Genomic DNA, 4,365 nt, shown 5'->3' on the forward strand with positions numbered 1-4,365 from the left:
GGGCGGGGGCGGGCGGCCCGCGCGCCCGCGCCCCGGGGGCGGGGGGGGGGGCGGGGGCGGGGGGGGGGGGGGGCGCGGCGCGGCGCCCCCCCCCCGGCCGCCCCGGCGGTCCGGGGCGGGTGCGCCTACTCCACGGTCACGGACTTGGCGAGGTTGCGCGGCTTGTCGATGTCGCGGCCGAGTGCCAGTGCCGTGTGGTGGGCGAGGAGCTGCAGCGGGATGCCCATCAGGATCGGGTCCAGCTCCGGCTCGTTCTTCGGCACGATGATGGTGTGGTCGGCCTTCTCCTGCTCCTGGTGGGCGACGGCGAGGATGCGGCCGCTGCGGGCCTTGATCTCCTCCAGCGCGGCGCGGTTCTTCTCCAGCAGGTCGTCGTCCGGCACGATCGCGACCGTCGGCATCGCCGGTTCGATGAGCGCCAGCGGGCCGTGCTTGAGCTCCGAGGCCGGGTACGCCTCGGCGTGGATGTACGAGACCTCCTTGAGCTTCAGGGACGCCTCGCGGGCCACCGGGTATCCGCGCACCCGGCCGATGAACATCATCGACTTGGCGTCGGCGTACAGCGCCGAGAGCTTCTTGATGTCGTCCTCGCCCTTGAGGATCTCGTCGATCTGGCCGGGCAGCTTCCGCAGGCCCTCGATGATCCGCTTGCCGTCCGTGACCGACAGGTCCCGGATCCGGCCCAGGTGCAGGGCGAGCAGCGCGAAGGAGACCACCATGTTGGTGAAGCACTTGGTGGAGACCACGCAGACCTCGGGGCCCGCGTGCACGTAGATGCCGCCGTCGGTCTCCCGGGCGATCGCCGAGCCGACCACGTTGACCAGGCCCAGCACCCGGGCGCCCTTGCGCTTGAGCTCCTGGACGGCGGCGAGCACGTCGTAGGTCTCGCCGGACTGGGAGACGGCGACGTAGAGGGTGTCGGGGTCCACGACCGGGTTGCGATAGCGGAACTCGGAGGCCGGCTCGGCGTCCGAGGGGATGCGGGCCAGCTCCTCGATCATCTGGGCGCCGATCTGACCGGCGTGGTACGAGGTGCCGCAGCCCAGGATCTTCACCCGGCGCACCGCGCGCGCCTCGCGGGCGTCGAGGTTGAGGCCGCCGAGGCGGACGGTGGAGAAACGGTCGTCGATCCGGCCGCGCAGCGCCCGGTCCACCGCCTCCGCCTGCTCGGAGATCTCCTTGTGCATGTACGTGTCGTGGCCGCCCAGGTCGTACGACTCGGCCGCGTACTCGACCGTCTCCGGCGTCGCCGTCGTCCGCGAGCCCTCGGTGGTGTACGTGCGGTAGTCGTCGGCCTTGAGGGTGGCCATCTCGCCGTCGTCGAGGGTGACGATCTGGCGGGTGTGCGAGACCAGCGCGGCGACGTCGGAGGAGACGAACATCTCGTGCTCGCCGATGCCGAGGACGACCGGGGAGCCGTTGCGGGCGACGACGATGCGGTCGGGGAAGGCCGCGTGCAGCACCGCGATGCCGTAGGTGCCCTCGATGTGCCGCAGCGCCTCGCGGACCTTCTCCTCCAGGGTGTCGGCGGTGGAGCGGCCGACGAGGTGGGCGAGGACCTCGGTGTCGGTCTCGGAGGCGAAGTCCACGCCGTCGGCGGTCAGCTTGGCGCGCAGCTCGGAGGCGTTGTCGATGATGCCGTTGTGGACGACGGCGACGTCGCCGGTGGTGTCGAGGTGCGGGTGGGCGTTCTCGTCGGTCGGCGCGCCGTGGGTGGCCCAGCGGGTGTGGGCGATGCCCACGGTGCCCTGGAACCGCTTGGGCAGCCGGGACTCCAGCTCCCGCACCCGGCCCTTGGCCTTGGCGGTCTTCAGGCCGCCGGCGGCCTTGCCGGACGCCTTGGCGTGGAGGGCGATGCCCGCCGAGTCGTAGCCGCGGTACTCCAGGCGCTGCAGCCCTTCCAGCAGCAGCGGGGCGACATCGCGCTTACCGATGTATCCGACGATTCCGCACATGGGGTGAGCCTCCTGGGTGATGTGGTGACGGCCCGCGCGGCGCGCGCCGGAGCGGTGCCGGTGCGTGGCGGCCGCGCGGGGGATGACGTAGGAACGGATGGAAAGGGAGGAACGGGACGAACAGAAGAAAGGGCGGCAGGGATGGACGGGAGGTGGCGCCAGTGAACCCGCGGGTGGGTCCGGCGGCCGCGGCGCGGTCAGCCGTAGACCATGCGGCGGAGCTGGCGGGCCGTGAGATCCGGTGGGGTCACGGCGCGGTGCGGCAGCTCCTGCCGGAGGCGTTCGAAGATCGCGTCGTTGCGCAGCCCCTGGGACTGCAGCTCGCGGTGGCGGCGGCGGACGAACGCCTCCGTCGTCTCGTCGAAGTACGCGAGCACGTCCAGCACCACCCGGGTGGCCTCACCGCGCTGCAGCGGTGTGCTGCGCACCAGGTGGTCCACCAGGTCGTCGTGGGGGGCGGGACGGGTGTCCACGCCACGGGCGGGGGGTTCGAGCACGGGTCGATACTGCGGGGATGTGAAGAGTTTCGCAAGAAACCTGCCCGACATCGGGCAAGATCGTGTCGCGATCGCCGGGAACTGGTCCACGCCTTGACCCGGAAGGGGGCTCGCGGTACGCATGGTGACCGTTCGGTCGCTCCATGCCATGTTCGACATGCCATGCACGATGCTCGCCGAAGGGATCGTCGATGAGACGACGCAGACTCCTCTGTGCCCTGCTGCTGGTGACAGCCGCCGGGATGGGCACCGCCGCCGCACCGCCGCCGGCCGCCGCGGCACCCGCCGCCACCCCGCTCGACCAGGTCATCCCCGCCCCCGCCGCGGTACGCCCCGGCGGGGATCCGTACACGCTCGGCGACCGCACGGCGATCCGAGTGCCCGGCGGCGGCGCCGAGGCCCGGCAGGTCGCCGGGTACCTCGCCGGACTGCTCCGCCCCGCCACCGGCTTCGCGCTGCCCGTCACCACCCGCTCCGGATCGGACGGCATCGTCCTGCGGCTCGGCGGGCGGGACACCGCGAAGCTCGGCGCCGAGGGGTACCGGCTGGAGTCCGGGCCCCGCGCCGTCACCGTCCGCGCCGCCCGCCCGGCCGGGCTCTTCCACGGCGTCCAGACGCTGCGTCAGCTGCTGCCGCCCGCCGTCGAGCGCCGCACCGAGCAGCCCGGCGCCTGGCGGATCGCCGGCGGCACCGTCACCGACACCCCGCGCTACGGCTACCGCGCCGCGATGCTCGACGTCTCCCGGCACTTCTTCGGCGTCCAGCAGGTCAAGCGATACATCGACCAGCTCGCCCTCTACAAGATCAACACCCTGCATCTCCACCTCTCCGACGACCAGGGCTGGCGCATCGCCATCGACTCCTGGCCCAAGCTCACCTCGCACGGCGGCAGCACCCAGGTCGGCGGCGGGCGCGGCGGCTTCTACACCAAGGCGGACTACCGCGAGATCGTCCGGTACGCCGCGAGCCGCTATCTGACCGTCGTCCCGGAGATCGACATGCCGGGCCACACCAACGCCGCACTCTCCTCGTACGCCGCGCTGAACTGCGACGGCAAGGCGCCGCCGCTCTACACCGGCACCGACGTCGGCTTCAGCTCGCTGTGTGTGCCGAAGCAGGAGACGTACGACTTCGTCGACGACGTCGTCCGGGAGCTGGCCGCGATGACACCGGGCCGCTATCTCCACATCGGCGGCGACGAGGCGCACTCCACCAGCCATGACGACTACGTCGCCTTCATGGACAAGGTGCAGCCGATCGTCGCGAGGTACGGGAAGACCGCCGTCGGCTGGCACCAGCTGGCCGGTGCGCACCCGGCGAAGGGCGCCGTCGCGCAGTACTGGGGCTACGACGCGACCTCCGCCGCCGAGCGGAAGGAGGTCACCGACGCGGCGGCGCAGGGCACCCGGCTGATCCTCTCGCCCGCCGACCGCTCGTACCTCGACATGAAGTACGACAAGAACACGCCGCTCGGCCTGGCCTGGGCCGGTTACGTCAGCGTGCAGCGTTCCTACGACTGGGACCCGGACAGCTATCTGCCGGGCGTCCCCAAGGGCGGGGTGCTGGGCGTGGAGGCGCCGCTGTGGACGGAGACGCTGTCGGCGCCCGCGCACCTGGAGTACATGGCCTTCCCCCGGCTGCCCGGCATCGCCGAACTGGGCTGGTCCCCGGCGTCGAGCCACGACTGGGCGCGCTACCGCACCCGGCTCGCCGCCCAGGGCCCGCGCTGGGACGCGCTGGGCATCGGCTACTACCGCTCACCGGAGGTGCCCTGGCCCGCGCAGTCGTGAGCTGAGCGGGTAGCGGTACGGAGGCGGGGGGGGGGGGGGGGGGCCGCCCGGCCGCGCCCGCGCCCCAGCGGGGCGCGGCGGGCCCGCCCCCGCCCCCCCCCCCCGGCGCCCGCCAGCGCACAG

Annotated in this window: 3 protein-coding genes; 1 reads left to right on the forward strand and 2 read right to left on the reverse strand. The window is 72.8% G+C overall.

The features are described from left to right. Positions 1-125: 125 nt before the first annotated feature. Positions 126-1,955, reverse strand: a complete 1,830-nt coding sequence (gene glmS / locus ACFWWQ_RS16100; protein ID WP_384596392.1) for a glutamine--fructose-6-phosphate transaminase (isomerizing) — start codon at positions 1,953-1,955, stop codon at positions 126-128. A 197-nt stretch (positions 1,956-2,152) separates the two neighbouring features. Continuing rightward, a complete protein-coding gene (locus ACFWWQ_RS16105; protein ID WP_384596395.1) occupies positions 2,153-2,452 on the reverse strand; it encodes a hypothetical protein in 300 nt (99 codons plus the stop codon). Between the two features lie 191 nt (positions 2,453-2,643). Here ACFWWQ_RS16105 and ACFWWQ_RS16110 point away from each other — a divergent pair, with 191 nt between their 5' ends. Then, complete coding sequence (locus ACFWWQ_RS16110) at positions 2,644-4,242, forward strand: beta-N-acetylhexosaminidase (protein WP_384596398.1); 1,599 nt, start codon at positions 2,644-2,646, stop codon at positions 4,240-4,242. The last annotated feature ends 123 nt before the right edge of the window (positions 4,243-4,365 follow it).

Origin of the sequence: Streptomyces sp. NPDC059080 (genome assembly GCF_042739975.1) — a bacterium.
In the GTDB taxonomy this organism is placed as follows: Bacteria; Actinomycetota; Actinomycetes; order Streptomycetales; family Streptomycetaceae; genus Streptomyces; species Streptomyces benahoarensis.